The organism is Nitratidesulfovibrio sp. D1, from assembly GCF_051133415.1.
Lineage (GTDB): Bacteria > Desulfobacterota > Desulfovibrionia > Desulfovibrionales > Desulfovibrionaceae > Cupidesulfovibrio.
The window spans coordinates 353,577-374,171 of record NZ_JBPGNZ010000005.1; the positions used below are offsets into that span (position 1 = coordinate 353,577).

Annotated in this window: 16 protein-coding genes and 5 tRNA genes; 11 read left to right on the top strand and 10 right to left on the bottom strand. The window is 68.2% G+C overall.

The genetic code is table 11. From position 1 onward, the window contains the following. Positions 1 to 429 precede the first annotated feature (429 nt). Genes ACR4XJ_RS12270 through ACR4XJ_RS12285 form a run of 4 tightly spaced genes read right to left on the bottom strand, consistent with a single transcriptional unit; the run spans position 430 to position 4,295 of the window. The gene (locus tag ACR4XJ_RS12270) at positions 430 to 1,116 is read right to left on the bottom strand and encodes a lactate utilization protein (protein ID WP_434755466.1); all 687 of its coding nucleotides are present in this window, start codon (positions 1,114 to 1,116) and stop codon (positions 430 to 432) included. A gap of 47 nt (positions 1,117 to 1,163) precedes the next feature. Next, entirely contained in the window at positions 1,164 to 2,483 is a 1,320-nt protein-coding gene (locus ACR4XJ_RS12275) for a histone deacetylase family protein (RefSeq protein WP_434755467.1), read from the bottom strand. A gap of 47 nt (positions 2,484 to 2,530) precedes the next feature. Continuing rightward, positions 2,531 to 3,181, bottom strand: a complete 651-nt coding sequence (tmk, locus tag ACR4XJ_RS12280) for a dTMP kinase (protein ID WP_434755468.1) — start codon at positions 3,179 to 3,181, stop codon at positions 2,531 to 2,533. A 37-nt stretch (positions 3,182 to 3,218) separates the two neighbouring features. Further along, positions 3,219 to 4,295: a 3'-5' exoribonuclease YhaM family protein gene (locus ACR4XJ_RS12285; protein WP_434755469.1), complete on the bottom strand. Its 1,077-nt coding sequence runs from the start codon at positions 4,293 to 4,295 to the stop codon at positions 3,219 to 3,221. Positions 4,296 to 4,486: 191 nt separating this feature from the next. Here ACR4XJ_RS12285 and surE point away from each other — a divergent pair, with 191 nt between their 5' ends. The 3 genes from surE (at position 4,487) to gap (ending at position 7,516) form a co-directional block, all read left to right on the top strand. Then, positions 4,487 to 5,299 carry a 5'/3'-nucleotidase SurE gene (gene surE, locus ACR4XJ_RS12290; RefSeq protein ID WP_434755470.1) on the top strand — a complete coding sequence of 271 codons (813 nt, stop codon included), beginning with the start codon at positions 4,487 to 4,489 and terminating at the stop codon, positions 5,297 to 5,299. Positions 5,300 to 5,571: 272 nt separating this feature from the next. Then, complete coding sequence (fba, locus tag ACR4XJ_RS12295) at positions 5,572 to 6,495, top strand: class II fructose-1,6-bisphosphate aldolase (protein WP_434755471.1); 924 nt, start codon at positions 5,572 to 5,574, stop codon at positions 6,493 to 6,495. A gap of 22 nt (positions 6,496 to 6,517) precedes the next feature. Continuing rightward, entirely contained in the window at positions 6,518 to 7,516 is a 999-nt protein-coding gene (gene gap / locus ACR4XJ_RS12300; protein ID WP_434755472.1) for a type I glyceraldehyde-3-phosphate dehydrogenase, read from the top strand. Positions 7,517 to 7,607: 91 nt separating this feature from the next. Here gap and ACR4XJ_RS12305 read toward each other — a convergent pair whose 3' ends face one another. From ACR4XJ_RS12305 to dksA, 4 genes are all read right to left on the bottom strand, one after another. Beyond that, positions 7,608 to 8,987, bottom strand: coding sequence for an L-serine ammonia-lyase (locus ACR4XJ_RS12305; protein ID WP_434755473.1), 1,380 nt, complete (start codon positions 8,985 to 8,987; stop codon positions 7,608 to 7,610). 2 nt (positions 8,988 to 8,989) lie between these two features. After that, on the bottom strand, positions 8,990 to 10,414 hold the full coding sequence (locus ACR4XJ_RS12310) for an EAL and HDOD domain-containing protein (protein ID WP_434755474.1): 1,425 nt from the start codon (positions 10,412 to 10,414) through the stop codon (positions 8,990 to 8,992). Between the two features lie 309 nt (positions 10,415 to 10,723). Further along, positions 10,724 to 12,547, bottom strand: coding sequence for an NFACT RNA binding domain-containing protein (locus ACR4XJ_RS12315; protein ID WP_434755475.1), 1,824 nt, complete (start codon positions 12,545 to 12,547; stop codon positions 10,724 to 10,726). A gap of 111 nt (positions 12,548 to 12,658) precedes the next feature. Continuing rightward, positions 12,659 to 13,021, bottom strand: a complete 363-nt coding sequence (gene dksA, locus ACR4XJ_RS12320; RefSeq protein WP_333507701.1) for an RNA polymerase-binding protein DksA — start codon at positions 13,019 to 13,021, stop codon at positions 12,659 to 12,661. 465 nt (positions 13,022 to 13,486) lie between these two features. On the opposite strand from dksA, the gene ACR4XJ_RS12325 reads away from it, so the two are divergent. The 4 genes from ACR4XJ_RS12325 to ACR4XJ_RS12340 all read left to right on the top strand — a co-directional run bounded on the left by ACR4XJ_RS12325 (position 13,487) and on the right by ACR4XJ_RS12340 (position 13,863). Beyond that, positions 13,487 to 13,561 (top strand) — tRNA-Gly (locus tag ACR4XJ_RS12325). Between the two features lie 12 nt (positions 13,562 to 13,573). Further along, a tRNA-Cys gene (locus ACR4XJ_RS12330) sits at positions 13,574 to 13,648 on the top strand. 8 nt (positions 13,649 to 13,656) lie between these two features. After that, positions 13,657 to 13,731, top strand: a tRNA-Gly gene (locus tag ACR4XJ_RS12335). A 57-nt stretch (positions 13,732 to 13,788) separates the two neighbouring features. Next, a tRNA-Gly gene (locus ACR4XJ_RS12340) sits at positions 13,789 to 13,863 on the top strand. A gap of 83 nt (positions 13,864 to 13,946) precedes the next feature. Here ACR4XJ_RS12340 and ACR4XJ_RS12345 read toward each other — a convergent pair. Then, the gene (locus ACR4XJ_RS12345; protein ID WP_434755476.1) at positions 13,947 to 14,348 is read right to left on the bottom strand and encodes a DUF302 domain-containing protein; all 402 of its coding nucleotides are present in this window, start codon (positions 14,346 to 14,348) and stop codon (positions 13,947 to 13,949) included. Positions 14,349 to 14,694: 346 nt separating this feature from the next. Here ACR4XJ_RS12345 and ACR4XJ_RS12350 point away from each other — a divergent pair. The 4 genes from ACR4XJ_RS12350 to ACR4XJ_RS12365 all read left to right on the top strand — a co-directional run bounded on the left by ACR4XJ_RS12350 (position 14,695) and on the right by ACR4XJ_RS12365 (position 18,487). Continuing rightward, a tRNA-Gly gene (locus ACR4XJ_RS12350) sits at positions 14,695 to 14,769 on the top strand. A 200-nt stretch (positions 14,770 to 14,969) separates the two neighbouring features. After that, positions 14,970 to 15,593: a GNAT family N-acetyltransferase gene (locus ACR4XJ_RS12355; RefSeq protein ID WP_434755477.1), complete on the top strand. Its 624-nt coding sequence runs from the start codon at positions 14,970 to 14,972 to the stop codon at positions 15,591 to 15,593. A gap of 258 nt (positions 15,594 to 15,851) precedes the next feature. Beyond that, a complete protein-coding gene (locus ACR4XJ_RS12360; RefSeq protein ID WP_434755478.1) occupies positions 15,852 to 16,664 on the top strand; it encodes a class I SAM-dependent methyltransferase in 813 nt (270 codons plus the stop codon). A gap of 68 nt (positions 16,665 to 16,732) precedes the next feature. Beyond that, entirely contained in the window at positions 16,733 to 18,487 is a 1,755-nt protein-coding gene (locus ACR4XJ_RS12365; RefSeq protein ID WP_434755479.1) for a YcaO-like family protein, read from the top strand. 298 nt (positions 18,488 to 18,785) lie between these two features. Here ACR4XJ_RS12365 and ACR4XJ_RS12370 read toward each other — a convergent pair whose 3' ends face one another. Next, positions 18,786 to 20,459, bottom strand: a complete 1,674-nt coding sequence (locus ACR4XJ_RS12370; RefSeq protein WP_434755480.1) for an AMP-binding protein — start codon at positions 20,457 to 20,459, stop codon at positions 18,786 to 18,788. Between the last annotated feature and the right edge of the window lie 136 nt (positions 20,460 to 20,595).

Genomic DNA, 20,595 nt, shown 5'->3' on the forward strand with positions numbered 1-20,595 from the left:
AGAGGACCGGAGACGCCGCGCGCCCCGGTCCGGCCCGTGTCGGCCACCCCCTGCACCGTGAAGCATCCCGGAGGACACTCAGTGCATCACCCTTTCAGGGACGGCGCAATCTCAAACAGCCTCGTGTCAGCAAGTGCCCCAAATTAGGATTTTCGTTCGTTGGCGAGGAAAACAAGCCTGCCATGAGGGAGTGCCTCAGCCGTTAGGCGAGCGCGTAGCGCGAGTCTTACGGATGAGGACCGCAGAGCGCGGCAGCCGTTATGCGAGTCTTCGAGCATTACGGATGGCGACCGCAGAGCGTACTCTTATTGTATTCGATCGAGCCTTAGCCGTTGGTGAGCGAAGCGAACCTTACGGATAAGGACAGCAAAGCCATGGCAGGCGAGGTTTGACGACGCCAACGGGCGAAAAGACAATTTGGGGACGAGGTTACAGCCCCGTATCCTCATTGATCAGAATCACGTGGATGCGCTTGACCGGGAAAGCCTTTTCCGTGATGGTCCAGACGTTACAGATGCGGTCGGGGCTCTTGCAGTCCATACATTCCGCAACCTTGACGCACGGGGTCTTCTTGGCCAGGCGAATGGCGTTGGTGGGCGCGGAGAACTCCTTGATGCGGCGCATGCCGTCCTCCACGCTGTCCACCACCTTGTTGCGGCCCACGAACAGCACCACCTTCTTCGGCCCGAAGTTGATGCCCCCCACCCGGTTGCCGATCATGTCCAGGTTCACCAGCTTGCCGTCCACGGTGAGGGCGTTGGTGCTGGACAGGAACAGGTCCACCAGCAGGGCCTGGCGGCGCAGTTCGTACATTTCGGCCGCAGGCAGCTTGTAGTTCATGGTGTCCAGCAGTTCGACGGCGTCCATGGCGCGCAGGGCTTCGGGCACGCCGCTCTTGCCCACGCTCATGGAACCGCCGAAGGATACGGATTTCGCGCCCGAGGCGGGCAGGATGTCCTCCAGAAAAATACGGGCCGCGTCGGCCAGGTTTTCGGCCATGGACACCTCGAAGTTGTTGGCTTCAAGGGCTTCCTTGGTGGTGGCCAGGCGGATGGTCCAGAAGGTGTCCACAGGATTCGCGGGCGGGGTGGATGTCTTGGCGGCGGTCTTGCTCATGACGTGTCTCTCTTGGAATGAATTTTCTTTGATTTCAGAATAGTATCCTAGAATCCATAACGGGGGTACCGCTTGGCCTTTCGGTCGATGCACTGCACGTAGCGGTAGTTGCCCTTCAGGTGGGCCTCTTCCAGCAGGCGGCGGCCGATGCCCGCGCACCTGTCGCAGGCGCCGATGGGAATCTCTATGCCCACGCTGAGCGGGTTCACCGTGGACCACGTCTCTATCTTCACCGTGCCCGAGCAGTCCCGGCACAGCAGCACCGACTCCACCTGGCTCTCGCTGATGCCGTCGGTATCGTAGTAGATGTCCTTGGTGCGCACCCACCAGTCGCCGGAGCGTTCGCCCTGCTTGGGCAAGGCCGGGGGCTTGCGCCACACCTTGAGCATCTCGTCGCACAGCCGTTCGATGTACGCGGTCACCTGGTCCGTCTGGGCGATGACGGCCGGGTCGAACTCCGGCTCGCGCACCCCATCGAAGTCCAGCCCGGCCATGGCCAGGCATATCCCCAGGTTCACGTACGGCAACGCGCCCTGGATGGCGTAGCCGCCTTCCAGCACGGCGATGTCGGGGTTCAGCCGCTTGTTCAGCATGGCGTAGCCCCGGGCCGAGAAGTTCATGTTGGTGATGGGGTCGGAGAAGTGGTTGTCCTGCCCGGCGGAATTGATGACCAGGTCGGGCTTGAAGTCTTCCAGCACCGGCAGCACCAGATTGTCGATGACGTGCAGGAAGCCCTTGTCGGACGTGCCGGGCGGCAGCGGAATGTTCAGGGTGCGGCCCATGGCGTTGGGGCCGCCCAACTCGTGCGGAAAGCCGGTGCCGGGGTACAGGGTGCGGCCGTCCTGGTGCAGCGAGATGAACAGGGTGTCGCGATCGTTCCAGTAGATGTCCTGCGTGCCGTCGCCGTGGTGGCAGTCGGTGTCCACGATGGCCACGCGCAACGGGCCGTAGTGCTCGCGGATGTGTTCGAGCATCACGGCTTCGATGTTGATGTTGCAGAACCCCCGGTTGCCGTGCACCACCTTCATGGCGTGGTGGCCCGGCGGGCGCACCAGCGCGAAGGCTTTCTCCTCTTCCTTCTCCATCACCAGCCGGGCGGCGGTGATGGCCCCCCCGGCGGAGATCAGGTGCGACTTGGTGCACACGCTCTCCACGCCGGGAATGCAGAAGTGCACGCGCTCCACGTCTTCGCGGGTGGCGATTTCCGGCTTGTATTCGGTGATGCCCGCGATGTCGAACAGCCCTTCCTCGCGCAACTGGTCCTGCGTGTAGAGCAGCCGTTCCTCGCGTTCCGGGTGGGTGGCGCTGATGGCCCAGTCGAAGGCCGGAAAGAAGATGATGCCCAGCCGGTTCTTCGCTTCCAGCATGGGAATGTCCTTCGCGGGCCTGGCCCGCAGTTAGACGTGCGCCGGTGTCATGGGTGCGCGGACGCGGCCGCAAGGGCGGCCCGCACGGCGCGCATGACGTCCTCGAACACCTCGTCGGGCGTGCGGGTGGCGTCCACCACCCGGAACCGCGCCGGATGCAGCGCGGCCCACGTCAGATAGCCTTCGCGCACCCGGTCGTGAAAGGCAAGGTGCTCCGCCTCGAACCGCCCTTCGGAAACGCTGGTGCCCTCTTGCAGGTTGCGCGCCATGGCCCGGCGCAGGCCCTCTTCGGGCGGCAGGTCGAAGACCAGGGTCAGGTCGGGCCACAGCCCGCCCACGGCCATGTCGTTCAGTTCGCGCAGCCGTTCGGGGTCCAGACCGCGCCCGTAGCCCTGGTAGACCACGGTGGAATCGGCGTAGCGGTCGGAAAGCACCGTCACGCCCTCGGCCAGGGCCGGGCGGATCACCTGCCCCACGTGCTGGGCGCGGTCGGCCAGGTACAGGAACAGTTCCGCCTCGGGCACGATGTCGTCGTTGGACAGGTCCAGCAGGATGGAGCGCAGCGTGCGCCCCAGGCGGCTGCCGCCCGGTTCGCGCGTCAGCAGCACCCCGTGCCCTTCGTCCAGCAGCGTCTGCCGCACGCGGTTCAGGGCCGTGCTCTTGCCGGACCCCTCTATTCCTTCAAAGGTGATGAACATTGCTCGCTCCGAGAGAGGGCGGCCTTTTGGCCGGGGCTTACCCGAATAATGTGGCTTGCGCACCCTGCGGGGCGGTCTTTGCGGAATCTTCCGGGCTTTCGGCCGTGGCCTTGCGCGGCGCGGCCCCCTTGCGGGCCGGGCGGGGTTCCTCGGGCGAGCGCGCCGGACGGTACAGGAAGCGCCCCAGCGTGGGCTGGAACGGCGTCCAGCCGGTGGCGTCCTCCTCGTGGTTGGCGAACAGCCCCCGGAACTGGGCCATCTTGGCGTCCAGATTGTCCGCGTAGTGCAGGGCCATGGCTTCCGCCGTCTTGGGCCGCCGGGGCGAGCCGAATTCATACTCGCCGTGGTGGCTGAGGATCAGGTGCTTGAAATGGGTCGCCAGTTCCGGCGCAAGGCCCGACTTGCGCAGGTGCGGCTCGATGCGTTCCAGCCCGATGTGGATGTGCCCCAGCAGCCGCCCCTCGTCGGAATAGTCGTTGGCGAGGCCGCCGGTGAGTTCCCACACCTTGCCGATGTCGTGGAACAGCGCCCCGGCCAGCAGGGCCTGGCGGTCAAGCTCCGGGTAATGGTCGGCGATGCGCAGGGCCAGCCCGGCCACGGACAGCATGTGCTCCACAAGGCCGCCCACGTAGGCGTGGTGCACCGACTTGGCGGCGGGCGCGGCCAGCAGGCGGGGGGCGATGTCCTCGTCGCGCAGCACGGCCAGCACGAACTTGCGCCACGGCGCATGGGTGAATTCCGCCTTGCACAGGGTAATCAGCTCATCCAGCATTTCCTGCGCGGGGCGCGGGCTGGCGGGCAGGAACAGGCCGAGGTCCAGCCCGGCCTGCTCGGCGTCGTCCAGCACGCGCAGGCGGCCGATGGTCACCTCCACCTTGTCGCGGTAGGTGCCGGAGCGGCCTTCCACGTCCACGATCTGCCCGGCGGCCAGATCGGGATACGCCTGGCTCTGGGGGCTCCAGATCTTGGCCTCCATGCTGCCGGTGGCGTCGCGCAGTTCCAGCCGCCAGAAGGGGCCGTTGCGCGACTGTTGCAGGGTGGCGGAACCGAGCAGGAACAGCCCGTTCACCTCGTCGTTGGCGGCGATATCTCGTATGGTTTGTCTTTTTTCCATGTGCGTCGTAAGGAAGCGGCCATGCCCGTGACCCGGTGGGAACCACCGGGCGCGGACGGAAAAAGCGCCCGCGCGGATGCGGCCAATTTGCCGCAAGGTGCCTGTTTATCGGCCACGTTGTCAATGCGCGGGGCAGTCGGATGCATGGCGGATGCGAGCCCGCGCGCCGCCCCACACGAAAAGGATATCCCATGATCATCGCCCTGACCAACGACGACGGCATCCAGGCCCCCGGCCTGCGCGCCATGTACAAGGCCCTGCTGGACGCCGGGCACGAGGTGCACGTGGTGGCCCCGGTCACCGAACAGTCCGCCGTGGGCCACGCCGTGACCATCAGCCTGCCCCTGCGGGTGAAGGAATTCCGCGAGAACGGCTTTCGCGGGCGCGGGGTGTACGGCACCCCCACCGACTGCGTGAAGCTGGGCCTGTCGTGCCTGCTGGACAAGAAGCCCGACATCGTGGTGTCGGGCATCAACGCCGGGGCCAACGTGGGTCCGGACATCCTGTACTCCGGCACGGTGTCCGCCGCCACCGAGGCGGCGCACATGGGCTTTCCCGCCCTGGCCGTGTCCTACGACTCGTTCCGGCCCGCCGACCTTTCCGGCCAGGCCGCCCATGCCGCCGGGCTGCTGGCCGCGCTGGACTGGAAGGCCCTGCCCGCCCGCTGCGTGGTGAACCTGAACTATCCCGCCCTGTCCATGGATCAGGTCAAGGGCGTGCGCGCCTGCCCGCAGACCCGCGCCGTGTGGAAGGACTGGTACGACCACCGGGTGGACCCGCGCGGCGGCTCGTACTGGTGGCTGAACGGCACCATCCCGCCCGAGACCGTGGCCCCCGGCACCGACCGCGCCCTGCTGACCGAAGGCTGGGTCACCCTCACTCCGCTGCGCTTCGACTTCACCGACCACGCGGCCATGGACGTGCTGGCCGCCGTGCAGGACGGCGGCCCTACAGGCGACGGGGCAGGCGACGGGACGGGCAACGGGGCGGGCGGAGAGGCATAACCATGAAAGACGGACCGCCCCGCGCGGCCCGTCTTTATTTTTCCCACGGATTCTGGTATCTTTCCCGCGCCTTCGCCGAGAGGCCAAACCCGCTCCTTGCGCCATGGAATCATGTGCGGATGCACCTTCACAGGCGGGCACGGGCGGACCTTCCGAAGGCATGCCCGGATCGCGCGCGCCCGCCCGGCCCCCCGGCGGAGCGCGACCGACGAACTCATTTCCACCGCCGGACCAGCAGGCAGCACGCCCGTCCGGCGCAGCAGGAGGAACCCATGCCGCTGACCGGTCCCAAGCAGATGTTCGAGCGGGCCTACAAGGAAGGGTACGCCATCGGCGCCTTCAACGTGAACAACATGGAAATCATCCAGGGCATCATGCAGGCGGCCGGCGAAGAAAAGGCCCCGCTGATCCTCCAGGTTTCCGCCGGCGCCCGCAAGTACGCCGGGCAGAACTACATCGTGAAGCTCATCGAGGCGGCCCTGCTGGACACCGACCTGCCGGTGGTGCTGCACCTGGACCACGGGCAGGACTTCCAGATCTGCAAGGACTGCATCGACGGCGGGTTCACCTCGGTCATGTACGACGGCTCGCACCTGCCGTATGAAGAGAACATCGCCGTCACCAAGCAGGTCGTCGAATACGCCCACGCGCGCGGCGTGTGGGTGGAGGCGGAACTGGGCCAGCTGGCGGGCGTGGAGGACGACGTGTCGGCCGAGCATTCGGTGTACACCGACCCCGACCAGGCCGTGGACTTCGTGCAGCGCACCGGCTGCGATTCGCTGGCCATCGCCATCGGCACCAGCCACGGCGCGTACAAGTTCGCGGGCGAGGCCAAGCTGGACTTCGACCGGCTGGAAAAGATCACCGCCATGCTGCCCGGCTATCCGCTGGTGCTGCATGGCGCGTCCAGCGTGCCGCAGGAATTCGTGGACATGGCCAACGCTTACGGCGGCAAGGTGGGCGGCGCCAAGGGCGTGCCCGAAGACCTGCTGCGCAAGGCGGCCACCTTCGGCGTGTGCAAGATCAACATCGACACCGACATCCGCCTGGCCATGACCGCCACCATCCGCAAGCATTTCATGGAAAAACCGGCCGACTTCGACCCGCGCGCGTACCTCAAGCCCGCGCGCGACGCCGTGAAGAACATGGTTCAGCACAAGATCCGCAACGTGCTGGGCTGCTCGAACAAGATCTAACCGTTTTTAGGGGAACGGACTCATGATCAAGCTTGGGATGAACGGTTTCGGCCGCATCGGCCGCTACCTCGTCAGACTGCTGGCCGACACCGACGACCTTGGCGTGGCCGCCATCAACGCCCGCGCCGACAACGCCTCGCTGGCCCGCCTGTTCAAGTACGATTCGTGCCACGGCACCTTCCGGGGCGAAGTGGGCCACGACGACGCCGGGCTCATCGTCAACGGGCGCCACATCGCCGTCACCCGCGAGCGCGCGGGCGAATGGAAGTGGAAGGACCTCGGCATCGACATCTCGGTGGAAACCACCGGCACCATCAAGGACCGCGCAGGCCTTGCGCAGCACCTGGCCTGCGGCGCGAAGAAGTCGGTCATCAGCGCACCGGCCAAGGACGCCGACGTCACCGTGGTCATGGGCGTGAACCATGGCGACTACGACCCGGCCAGGCACGACGTGATCTCCGCCGCCTCGTGCACCACCAACTGTCTGGCCCCCGCCGCCAAGACCATCCACGAGGCGTTCGGCATCAAGCACGGCCTGATGACCACGGTGCACTCGTACACCATGAGCCAGCGCATCCTGGACGGTTCGCACAAGGACCCGCGCCGCGCCCGCGCCGCCGCCCTGTCCATGATCCCCACCACCACCGGGGCGGCCAAGGCCACCACGCTGGTCATCCCCGCGCTGGCGGGCAAGCTGGACGGCATGGCCGTGCGCGTGCCCACCCCCAACGTGTCGCTGGTGGACCTGACCTGCGAACTGGAGCGCCCCACCAGCGTGGAAGAGGTCAACGCCCTGCTGAAGGCCGCGGCCGAGGGACCGCTGCTGGGCAACATGGGCTACACCGAAGAACCGCTGGTGTCCGTGGACTACATGGGCTCCACCTACGGCGGCGTGGTGGATGCGCCGTGCACCAGCGTCATCGGCGGCACCATGCTGAAGCTGATCATCTGGTACGACAACGAGGCGGGCTTCACCAACCAGCTGGTGCGGCTGCTACGCATGGTGGGCAAGGACCTGTAGGGGCTGTTGCCGATCGATTGAAGCAATGACGGCGTCCATCCCGCAGGGGGTGGACGCCGCTTTCTTTCGGATACCGGACGAAAAGGGCCGGTCAGCACTCCACCACGCTGACCGCGAGCCCGCCGGAAGAGGTTTCCTTGAACTTGGCGTTCATGTCGCGCCCTATCTCGGCCATGGCCGCGATGACGCTGTCCAGGGTCACCCGGTGGTGGCGCGGGTCTTCGCAGGTGGCCAGCAGGCAGGCGTTGTAGGCTTTCACCGCGCCCACGGCGTTGCGCTCGATGCACGGAATCTGCACGAAGCCGCCCACGGGGTCGCAGGTCAGGCCCAGGTGGTGTTCCAGCGCTATTTCCGCCGCGTTCTCCACCACGTGCACCGGGTTGCCGCGCGCATGGGCCAGCATGGCGGCGGCCATGGCCGAGGCCACGCCCACCTCGCCCTGGCAACCCATCTCGGCCCCGGCGATGCCCGCGTTGTGCTTGGCCAGGAACCCCACGGCGGCCGACGCCAGCACGCCTTCGCGCACGGCCCGGTCGCCGATGGCGAGGTCGTGGCGCATGGCGTAGAGCAGCGCGGGCATCACCCCCGCCGCGCCGCAGGTGGGCGCGGTGACGATGACCCCGCCCGCCGCGTTTTCCTCGGCGGCGGCAAAGGCATAGGCGTTCAGCCGCCCCAGGAAGACATCCACCTCGTTGGGCAGCCGCTGGGCGCGCATCAGCAGCACGCGGGCCTTGCGGTGCACGCCCAGGGTGCCGGGCAGCGGGCCGCCGTCCTCGATGCCGCGCCGCACGCTGGCCTCCATCAGTTCGATGATGGCGGCCAGCCGGTCCAGGATGGCGGCGCGGCCCATGCCGGTGACCGCCATCTCGTTCTCCAGGATCAGTTCGTGGATGGTCAGCCCGGTCTCTTCCAGCCGCGCGCGCAACTGCGCCATGCTGCGGTAGGGGTGCACGGGCCTGCCGCGCTCCTCGGGCCGCCAGCCCTTCCACTGGATGAACCCGCCGCCCACGGAATAGTACTCGCGCGCACACAGCACCACGCCGTGCGCGTCCAGCAGTTCCATGACCAGGGTGTTGCTGAAGGGGTAGGAATGCTGCACCGCGTCGCGCAGCACGGCGCCTTCGCAAAGCACCATGGCGGCGGGGCCCAGGCGCAGGGTGCGGTCCGCCTCCGGCAGCGCGGGCAGCGATTCCAGCAGCCCCGGCGGGCAGGTGGCGGGCCGGTGCCCCAGCAGCCCGGCCAGCACCGCGCCGGTGGTGCCGTGGCCCACGCCCGTGGCGCTCAGCGAGCCGTACAGCCGCACCCGGATGTCCGCCGCGCGGGCCAGCACGTCGGGCGGCAGGACGGCGCACAGGGAACGGAAGTCGTGTCCCGCCTTCATGGGGCCGATGGTATGGGAACTGGACGGGCCGGGACCGGCCTCGAACATGTCAAACAGCGACGTCTCGATGGTGGCGATCAGGGGTTTCATTCCTACTCCCGGCTGTCGTGAAAGAAGGCGGTCCATTCCAGCGCGCCCGCGTAGGCCACGGCCAGGTCGGCCTGGGTCAGGCTCATGGCCGCCCCGCTGGCCAGCACTTCGTCCCAGCGGCCCCGCTCGTAGTGTTCCATCAGGGCCAGCCACGGCGCGTAGGGGCCGGTGTGCTCGGAAAGGGCCTCGGTCAGGTCGTCCACCAGCGGCAGCGAACGCAGCAGTTCCGCCAGCGGCAGGCACAGCAATGGCTCCAGCAGCGAGAACAGCCCGAGCATGAACAGCGTCCCCGATTGCGGCATGGGCCGGGGCGCGGCGGGCGGCGGCGCCTGACCGGCGCGCACGGCGGCGCGGGATGCGCACAGTTCCAGGAACTTGGCGCGCAGGGCCGAGACCGCGATGAGTTCGCGCGCCATGGGGCCGGTGTCGAATTCGGAAAGCACGGTGACGCACAGCCACTGCACCAGGTTGCGCGTACCCAGCAGCGAGATGCCGTGCTGGATGGACGTGACCTTCACCGGCAGCCCGAAGTGCACGGAATTGATGTAGCGCAGCAGCTTGTACGAAAGGGCCGCGTCGGAGCGCACCACCTCGGTGGCGGCCTTGATGTTCACGTCCTCGCGGGCCAGGGTGGCCAGCAGGCGCATCTTGGCCGCCTGCGAACTGTCCAGCCGCCTGCCGTGCACCAGTTCCGGCCGGCTGAAGAAGAACCCCTGGAACAGCGAGAATCCCAAGGCCTCGCACTGGCGGTGGGTGGCCAGGTCCTCCACCTTTTCCGCCAGCAGCAGACACTGGCGGGCGCGCAGACCGGCCACGTCGCGGGCAAGGTCCGTCAGCGGGCGGCCCAGCACGTCGATCTTGACGATGTCCGCCATGTCCAGCAGCGCGTCCATGCCGGGCTGCCCCGCGTAATCGTCCACCACGATCAGGTAGCCCTCGGACTTGAGACCGGCAAGAGCCTCCAGCACGGCCCCGGTGGCGGGCACCGTCTCCAGCACCTCCACCCCGCACACGTCGGCGGGCAGGATGCGTGGCGCACCGGCCAGCAGCATGTCCTCGCCGAAGTTCACCAGCAGGCGCTGGCCCGGCCCCAGGGCCGGGCGGGCCATGGCGAAGCCGTCGGCCATGACCGAGGCGGTGGCCACGCTGGCGTCCACGTCCTCGCCGCAGCACTCGGGGCAGTCGGGCTGGCGGAACAGCAGTTCGTAGCCCCACACCTCTCCCGAGGCATCGAACACCGGTTGCCGGGCCACCAGCAGCGCCGGGCCGCAGGCCGCGTCCGCCGGGCAGGTTGCCGGGGCGGCCCCGGCGTCCGGCCGGGACGACGCCGTGCCGTCAGCCGCCCGCGCCGCCGCTCGGGACGGGGCAAGGGAAGGCGGTTCGTCGGCATCCGCGAGGCCGAGCAACGATCGCATGCGCCTGAGCATGAGCGAAATCCCTTCCCCCCGATGTTCCCCCATCCCTGCGCCAGGGGCGCGCTAGGGGCTGTTTCCAAATTAGGATCTTCGTTCGTTGGCAAGAAAAACGAGCCTGCCATGAGGGAGTATACTCTTATCGTATTCGACCGACATGGCAGGTGAAGTTTGACGAAGCCAACGGGCGAAAGGACAATTTAGAAACTGCCCCTACTCTGCGGGCCTCCGCAGGGCCGTGGCGGACTGTATGCGGTATGCCGCACGTCGGTCAACAAGCCGATACTGCCTGACCCGCGCGGGGTGCGGGCCGGTGGATACCGATCAGCGCCGCCTGCCGCGCCCCTTGCCCGTCTTGTGGGCGTCCTTCCCGCCGTGCCGGGTGGGGTGCGGGCCGGGGTCGCCAGCCGCCTCGTCCAGGCGCAGGGCGGTTTCCAGTCCGGGGTCGGGGGCCACGGTGAGTGAACGGGCCACCGCGTCCACCCGCACGGAACCGGCGGCGGCCCCCTTCACGGCGCGCACGTCGCGCACCAGGGCCAGCATGATCCGAGCGCGGGCGGCGTTGCGCTGCCAGCTTTTCACCGCCACCAGCGCGGCGGCCTCGGCCAGGGTGCGTTCCGGCACCTGGTGCGCCGGGTGGTCGCGCCGGATGATCAGGTGCGCGCTGGGGCCGTCCTCGGCATGCAGCCACCAGTCGAAGGGCGAGGCGATACGCAGGAGTTCGGCGTTGCCCTCGGCGCACCGGCCGCGCAGCAGCAGAAAGCCGTCGGAACTGCGAAAGCGCTGCACGTCACTGCCGGTTCCGGCGGCGCGCGACTGTTTGCGGGGGGTGGGTGCGCCCTTGGCGGGCTGGGCGGCGAAACGGGCTTGTACCGGGGGCAGCCCCGCGTCCGGCGGCATGGCGGCGGACTGTTCGGCGGCGGCCAAGTCGCGCGCCACTTCGGCCCGGCGGCGTTCGAGAATGGCCAGCCCCCGCGCGCCCCGGCCGGAGCGGTGGAACATGGCGGCCATGTTCTCGCACACGGTCAGCAGCGGATCGAGGCGGATGGTGCGCACGGCGGGTACGGCAGGGCCGTCCGCCGGAGAGGGTGCGCCGTCGTTCCCGGCTTCCCGCGCCGCGCCTTCGGGCACCGTCACTTCGGGCAGGCGGGCATCCGGCGCATACCGGTACAGCACCCCTTGCAGGGCCACGGCGTCGGCCCGCTGGTCCAGCAGGCCGCGCAGGCGGCGCTCCTCCTCGTCCAGTTTGGCCAGCAGGCGGCGCAGGCGCTTGGCCTCGGCCTTGAACGGGGCGGCGGCCCCGGTACGGGCGGCCTCGGCAAGGCCGGTGAACGCGGCGGCTTCGCCCAGGATGGCGGCGGCATCCAGGGCGGATTCGTGCGTCTCTTCCATCCTGCCGCCGCGCAGCGACGCGGGCAGCGGCCACGCGGAAAGCTCGTCCGGCTCGCCCGTGACGCGTTGGCGGTACAGGAACACGTCGCCCTCGCCGGAATCCAGGTCCACCAGCAGGGCGCAGGTGTCGAGCGCGCCATCTTCCGGAATGTCGCGGGAACTACCGGAAGGGCTGCCGGGAGAGGCGGCGGCGGAATGACCACTGCCCACGAGGGCGGCAAGAGTGCGCCGCAGGGCCGGGGTGAGCACCGGATCGGCTCCGGCGGCGCCGTCCGCGCACAATGCGCGCAGGGCGTCCCGCAACGCTTCCGGTTCCGAAGGGGGCGGCAACTGCGGCCAGGCCGGTTCCGCGCCGAAGTCAGGGGGTAGGACGTCCACAAGGCGCATGCCCTCGCGCAGGTCCAGCAGCACCAGGGCGCCCTGCCCCTCCGGCTGTCCGGTTCCGGCCGCCATGTGCAGGGCCAGCCTGCGGCGCGGCCAGTCGCACCCGGCCCAGGCCACGCGCCGCCCGGCCAGATGCTTGCGCAGCAGCATGACCTGGGCGTCGGGCCGGGCCGGGTTGGGCGGCTTGTGCGCGGCCAGGTACAGGAGCGGCGCGCGGCGTCCGTGGCGCAGCACCAGCACCTGCTTGCGCCCGGCGGCGAAGATGGTGAGGGAATGGATGTCCGGCGCGGGCGCGTGGATCTTTTCGATGCGGCACCCGGTCAGCAACGGGACCAGCGCCCGGCAGACCCGGCGGAACAGATGGGCGTCCATCGTCGTATTCCTGGGCAACGTGTCCGGGCAAGGCGGCGCGGACGGCACGTCCACGGTCCCGAAGCGAAAACGGCCCCTCATCCGGAAGGAGTGAGGGGCCGTTGCGGGCTTCTAATCGCCTCGGACGCGCTCGTCGTCTTCCTGCTTGCTCTTGCAATTGATGCACAGCTTGGTCACGGGGCGCGCCTTCAGGCGCGGCACGCCGATGTCCTCGCCGCATTCGTCGCAGATGCCGAAGGAGCCGTCCTCGATGCGGCCCAGCGCCGCCTGGATCTTCTTGATGAGCCGCCGTTCGCGGTCGCGGATGCGCAGGGTGAAGGCGCGGTCCGATTCCATGGTGGCGCGGTCGGCCGGGTCGGCGAAGACCTCGTTGTTATCCGTCATGTCTTCCAGCGTGAGGTCGCCCTTTTGCGTGGCTTCTTCCAGCATCTGGGTCAGCAATTCGCGGAAGTATTCGATATCCTTCTGATCCATGGGGAACCTCCTCGCGGTACGCAGCGCGCCGCCGCCAGGCGGCACGCGTGCCGGGTGGGGCTGTCGCTTGCAAGGCAACTGCCATAAATCATCCGGCCGATAAAAGTAAAGAGGCGAGTCCTGATTTCCGCTCGCGAAAGCCGGAAGGCGCGGACGCGAGACGTTGGTGGGCGCAGACTGACGGCCCGAACGTCACGGATGGCGCGGAACGGAGGAAAAAACGGTACGGACGCCTTACCCGGCGGCCGGGACGGGGTCACCGCCGAAGGGGCCGCCGGAGGGATTGCCCGCCCTCCCTTACCGGCGGCTCCCCGCCGGGTCAGGACCGGGGCCGCCTCCGTCACCCCGTCCGTTCCGTGCCCGCAAACCCGCATCCGTCAACATCTTGCGGGAATCCGTCGAGTTTTTTCGGGAACCTCGCTTGACAGGGAGCGGGGCTGTGACGTAGAAGGCTCTCCTCGTTGAGCGGGAGTAACTCAGTGGTAGAGTGCAACCTTGCCAAGGTTGAAGTCGCGGGTTCAAATCCCGTCTCCCGCTCCAACGAACCGATGAGGCGGCATAGCCAAGTGGTAAGGCAGAGGTCTGCAAAACCTCCATTCTCCGGTTCAAATCCGGATGCCGCCTCCAGCATCGGCGCGGGAGTAACTCAGTGGTAGAGTGCAACCTTGCCAAGGTTGAAGTCGCGGGTTCAAATCCCGTCTCCCGCTCCACCGTCTCCTTCGGGTTCGTCGCACAGCACGGTAAATCCTAATGATACCCCACCATTAGCGGGAATAACTCAACGGTAGAGTGTCAGCTTCCCAAGCTGAAGGTTGCGGGTTCAAATCCCGTTTCCCGCTCCAGAAATCGTCGCCCCCGTGCACATGCGCGGGGGCTTTTCGTTGTCCGGGCCGCGGGAACCGGCCACCGGGGTTCGTTCTTCCGGCTAGTGCCGCACTGACTCCGCCAGCCCGGCCATGAACGCGGACACCTTGCCCACCGGGGCGAAGGCAGGGTCGATGCCGTGGCGCACGGCCAGCGCTTCCGGCCGGGCATAGGACAGCATGGTGACGTCCCCGGCCTCGCGCACCAGCATGCGCAGCGGCAGGTCCAGGGCGATGGACGGCGCTTCGAGCATCAGCAGCGTCCCCACGGCGGGGTTGCCGAAGGTCACCACCCGCGTGCCCGGCATGCGCAATCCCGCCCCTTCCGCGTTGGCCGCATGGTCCACGGTGCAGAACACGGGCACGCCCATGCCGTCCAGAACCCCCAGCAAACGCTCCCACACCTCGGGGACCGTCCCCCGGCAGGCCACGTGAACCAGCCCGTCATCCCTCGTGCTTTCCATGTTTTTTCCTCCTTTAGCGGCAGTGCATGACGGACCGCCACGACGTGGCGGCGGAGCCCGCGCCGTCACCGTTCCGGACACCCGGCATGCCCCGTCACCCTACACCGTTTTTACGCCCGCGTCGAAACGGCAAGCAACGCGGCCCGGCAACTTCCGGTCGCCCCCCTCCTCCCCCCTCCCGGCCCCCCCACCTCCCCCTCCGAGACCGCGAGAATACCCGTCCCGCGCAAACTTTTCCGCGCGGGCATGTTGACAACCCCCCGCCAAAAAGGGTAGCTCTCCCTCCGCACGAGGGAACGGCGGCTTTGCCCCGCCCCGCGTGCCGCCCCCATGCCTGCGCAAGAGGGCGGGAGTAACTCAGTGGTAGAGTGCAACCTTGCCAAGGTTGAAGTCGCGGGTTCAAATCCCGTCTCCCGCTCCAAAATTTCGCCCGATGGGCACGGAAGGCCGCCGCAAGGCGGCCTTCGTCGTTTCCGGCCACGGGAAAGGGCGGGTGGGCGGCGCAGGCTCCGGCCCGCACGATCTGCCCCCGCGCGGGGCGGCCACGGCCCGGCAAAACGGTTGCTCACCGGCTTTCCCCGGCATATGCCGGAAGCATCACCCCCAGCCGCAGGACACGCCATGCCCCGCCTTGCCATCCGCCTCGCCACCCCCGACGACGCCACCGCCGTCACGGCCGTGTTCCACGCGGCCATCCACGGCAAGGCGGCGCGCAGCTACGACGCGGAGCAACTGGCGGCGTGGTGCGCGGGCCGCACCGAGGCCCAGTTCCGGCGGGAGCTTGAGCTGGGCATGAACCCGTTCCTGGTGGCCGAGGCGGTGGACCCCGGCGGCCCGCCAGCCCCCCCGGCCGACGGAGCCATGTCCTCCGTCCCTGCTCCATCGCCCGCCGTGGTCGGCTTCGGCGCGTTGCGCGGCGACGAGGTGGCCTACCTGTACGCCGCGCCGCAAGCCCCACCCGGCACCGGGCACGCGCTGCTGCGCGCACTGGAGCGCCATGCCGTGGAGCAGGGCTGGCCGGAACTGCGCCTGACCGCCTCGCTCAACGCCCTGGATTTCTACAAGGACCACGGCTACCGCGAACTGCGCCGGGACATCCGGACCATGTCCGTGGACGGTGGCTTCGTGCGGCTGGTGGCCATAGAGGCCAGAAAGCGCCTCGTGGAGAAGGCCGCGCGCAAGCGGTCCGTGGTCGATGACGCCCAACCGGCGCAGGGCACCGAAGAGGCCGCCCTTGCCGAATGACCCGCCGCGAGCCCGCTGCCTCCCCCGCGTCCCCCGCTCGATTTTCCCCCGGCCCCATGCCCCGCCCGGCGCGAAGCGCGTGCTTACCCCCGCCTCGCTTGCGCTGCCCGCCCGGTTGAGGCATGAACTCCGGACGCGCCGCCGCTGGCGGGCCACGTGCCCACGAACACGTCGCCCCCTTCCGGCGCGTTCCCCGGCGACCGGCTTGCCGCAGCCACCAACTCGCGCGGGCTCACATCGGCTTAATAAGGACAGACCATGACCGAACAACCGGGCGCCCCGGCCTCCCATATCACAGACACCACGGATTCCACCGCCACGGACACCGCGCACGCCGCCGAACTGGAACGCCTGCTGACCAAGGCGCGCGAACGCTACGAGGTGGAATTCGAAACCCTCACCGTGGACGACGCGCCGCTGGAAATCCTGCAAATCCGCAACATGGTGGGGCACCTCGACCGGCTCATCGCCGCCAACGCCATCAAGGACCCGCTGCGCGACCTGCCCCTGTGGGCCAAGATATGGCCCGCCTCGTTCCTGCTGGGGCGCTTTCTGCGCAAGCTGGACCCGGCGGGCAAGAGCCTGCTGGAAATCGGCGCGGGCTGTGGCGTCACCGGACTCATCGCCGCACGCTACGGCTTTGCCCGCGTGACCATCACAGACGTGAACGACGACGCCCTGCTCTTCGCGCGCATCAACGTGCTGCGCAACGGCCTGACCGACCGGGTGGAGGTGCGCCGCTGCGACATCACCGCCGCCCGCCTCGCCGACCGCTACGACGTCGTCGCCGGGGCGGAAATCCTGTACCTGGAAGACCTGCACCGCCCGCTGGCCAAGTTCCTGGCCCGCCACGTGGCTCCCGGCGGACAGGCCATGCTGTGCACCGACAAGCGCCGCAAGGCCGCGCACTTCCTGAAGCTGGCCGGGCGCGACTTCGACGTGGCCGAGCAGCCCGTGGGCGTGAAGTCCACCGGCGACGACGGGCAGGAGGAACGCCGCCTGTTCCTGGTGCACAGGCTCACCCCCAAGCGTGCGAGCACCGCCCCCGTCCCCCCCGTCACTCCGGCATAGGCCCCGCACCGCCCATATTCCTGAACGACGGCCCGCATCCGCAACCCTGACCATTCACGGACCATCGCATGATCAAGCTCTCCCCCTGCCCCAAGGGCTATACCAAGGACCAGGACAAGGCCACCTCGCCGGTGGAGACCGTGCGCCGCGTGCGCCAGCGCCTTGCCAGCCTCGACGTGGACATCCTTGCCGAAACCCGCCGCGTGGACGTGGACCGGCTGGGCATTCCCGTGTTCCTCAGCATGTGCGGAGCCGACGCCAGGCGTGTCATGCCCACCCGCAAGCAAATGGGCAAGGGCGCGTCCGTGGAGCAGGCCGAGGCGTCGGCCCTGATGGAACTGATGGAGCGCTACAGCTTCTTCACCTTCTGGCGCGACATGCCCGGCATGGTCGAGGCCACCTGGAGCGAGGCGCGGGCCCGCTTCGGCGACGCCCTGCTGCCCGTGCAGGAAATCGCCAAGTCCGTGCACGACCCCATCGCGCCCGAAGACGCCGTGCGCGCCCTGGACCTGATCCGCTGGAAATTCTTCCCGGCCACCGTCATCCCGCGCGAGGGCAGCGAAGGCCGCGAGGTGTGGCTGCCCCTCGACTGGTTCAAGAAACTGGGCGAATTCAACGGCTCGTCCGCTGGCAACACCGAGGAGGAATCCATCCTCCAAGGCGCGTGCGAACTGGTGGAGCGCCACGTGTGCTGCGTCATCGACGAGACCATGCCCGAACTGCCCACCATCGACATTTCCCCCGAGGGCTCCGGTGACGACGCCGTGCTGCGCGACCTGCTGGACCGCTTTGCCCGGCATGGCGTGCAGGTGGTGCTGAAGGACTTTTCCCTGGACCTGCCCGTGCCCACCGTGGGCGCCGTGGCCTGGGACCCGGCCACCTTCCCGGCCCGCTCGGAAATCGTGTACACCGCAGGCACCGCCGCCACCCCGGTCAAGGCCGCCGTGCGCGCCCTGACCGAAATCGCCCAGCTCGCGGGCGACTTCATCACCGGGGCCTGCTACGAGGCTTCCGGCCTGCCCAAGTACGAACGGCTGGAAGACATCGAATGGCTGCGGCGCGGCCCCGTGGTGCCCCTGTCCTCGCTGCCCACGGTGGAATCCGGCGACATCCTGCACGAGCTCACCACCCTTTCCGACGGCCTTGCCCGGCAGGGCTACACCCTGTTGTCCATCTCCACCAAAAATCCCGGTGCGGACGTGTCCACCCACTACAACATCGTGCCGGGGTTCCGCTTCCGCGAGCGGGACAAGAACGCCTCCATCGGACTGTTCGTGGGCCGCATCCTGAGCGAGGAGGCCGACGCGGAAACCGCCCTGCGCGGCCTCGAAGTGCTTGCGGAACTCTACCCCGGCGCGCACTTCGTGCCGTTCTTCCGGGGCATGCTGGCCCTGCGCGGCGAAGCCATGGACGAGGCGCGCCACTGGTTCGAACGCAGCGAACCCCTGCAACCCGACGCCGACTCGCGCGGTCTTGCCGCCTTCTACGGGGCCTACGTGCATACCCTGGCCCAGGACTGGGCCGCCGCCCTGCCCGGCCTGGACCGAGCCGTGGCCGCCTGCCCGGAAATGAAGGAATACTTCAACCTGCGCGGCGTGTGCCACTTCAAGCTGGGCGACTACCAACAGGCCGCCGCCAACTTCGAACACGTGCTGCGCCTGGACAAGGGCTCGGTCATCGACCTCGCCAATCTGGGGCTGTGCCACAAGTTCCTCGGCGATGCCGACACCGCCGCCCACCTGCTGGAAGCCGCGCTGGAAATCGACCCCTCCCTGGACTTCGCCCGCACCCATCTTGCGGAATTGCGGACCCAAGCGGGGTAGGAGAGGAAAGACAAAAAGCGAACCGGGGGAAGGAACCCTTTGCGGCAGCCGTTAGGTGAGCGCGCTGCGCGAACCTTACGGATGGCGACCGCAAAGCGTAAAAGGTTCCTTCCCCCGGACCCCCTACCTCCCAAACTTTTTAGTTGGGGGGAGCTAGTCGCAACAATACACAAACATAGCCAACACATTACAAGGATGGGGAGAAGGCGTATCGCCTTCTCCCCATCCTTTCTTTCCCTTGAAGGGGTGCAGGGGACAACGTCCCCTGCCCGCCGGAGGCGTATAAAAAACCTCTTCCCTATGCCACCGGACCACTCGCCTGCTGGTCGCGTTCGCGGATTTCGGCGCGCTTGATCTTGCCGCTGATGGTCTTGGGCAGTTCGGCCACGTAGTCGATGATGCGCGGGTACTTGTAGGGCGCGGTCACCTTCTTCACGTGGTCCTGCAACTCCTTGGTCAGTTCGGGCGAGGGCTGGTAGCCTGCGGCCAGCACCACGGTGGCCTTCACGGCCTGGCCGCGCAGCGGGTCGGGCACGCCGGTCACGGCGGCCTCCACCACGGCCGGGTGGGCGACGAGGGCGCTTTCCACCTCGAACGGCCCGATGCGGTAGCCGGAGCTCTTGATCAGGTCGTCCACGCGGCCCAGGAACCAGTAGTAGCCGTCTTCGTCCATCCACGCCTTGTCACCGGTGTGGTAGTAGCCGCCGAACATGACCGAGGCAGTCTTTTCCGGCTCTTCCAGGTAGCCCCGGAACAGCCCCACGGGCAGCCCCTCGGCCACGCGCACGCAGATTTCGCCTTCCTCACCGGGGGGGCAGACGTTGCCCGCGGCATCCTGCAACACCACGTCCCAGCCGGGCATGGGTCGGCCGATGGAGCCGGGCTTGGGCTGCATGCACGGCAGCGTGGCGATCTGCAGGGTGGTTTCGGTCTGGCCGTAGCCTTCGTGGATGGGAAGGCCGGTGGCGGCCTTCCAGTCGTGGAACACGCTGTCGTTCAGCAGTTCGCCCGCCGTGGTGCAGTGGCGCAGCCTGGAGAGGTCGAAGGCGGACAGGTCCTGCCGGACCAGGAAGCGGTACACGGTGGGCGGCGCGCAGAAGGTGGTCACGGCGTGGTCGGCCAGCACGCCCAGCAGCGCCGCCGGATCGAACTTGCCCCGGAAGTCGTAGACGAACACCGACGCCCCGGCCATCCACTGGCCGTAGAACTTGCCCCACACCGCCTTGCCCCAGCCGGTGTCGGCCAGGGTCAGGTGCAGGTCGCCGGGCACCAGGTCGTGCCAGTACATGCCGGTCAGCAGGTGGCCCAGCGGGTAGGTGTGCACGTGCTCCACCATCTTGGGCATGCCCGTGGTGCCGGACGAGAAGAAGATCAGCAGCGGATCCTCTCCCCCGGCGAACTCCAGCGGGCCTTCCGGACGGGGGAACCGGGCCTCCGCCGGGATGAAGATGGTGTCGTAGTCCACCCAGCCGCGCGGCAGGGCGTCGCCCCCCACCTGCACGCACACGGCAAGGCTTGGACAGTCGGGCCGGGCGGCCTCCACGCGGTCGGTGATGGAGTGGTCCACGATGACGCACCTGGTCTTGGCGCGCTCCACGCGGAACACGATGTCCTTGGGGGTGAGTTGCGCCGGGGCGGGAATGGCCACCGCGCCCAGCCGGTGCAGGGCCAGCATGGACACCCAGAACTCGATACGCCGGTACAGCACCAGCATCACCCGGTCGCCCTTGCGGATGCCCTGCAAACGCAGCGCGTTGGCCAGCTTGGCCGAGGACTCGGCCATCCAGGCGAAGGTGTAGTCGCGCCGCACGCCCGCGTCGTCCACGTGGGCGATGCACAGCCGGGCGGGATCGGCCGCCGCGATGCGGTCCAGCACGTCGAAGGCGAAATTGAAGGTGTCCGGGGCGTCGATGCTGAATGTGGCGCAGAATTCCCTGTAATCCCTGGCGGTGAACTTGGTTGTATAGGTCATGGGTGCATCCCTGCGAAGCGATCCCTTGCGGGCTTGTTGACTGATGGCGTGTACGGCGCGCCCCCCGTGTTGGCGGCGGGGGCGTTCTCCTGCGGCGTGACAGCGGGTTTGGCCCGAAGGGCTTGTTTTCCGGCAG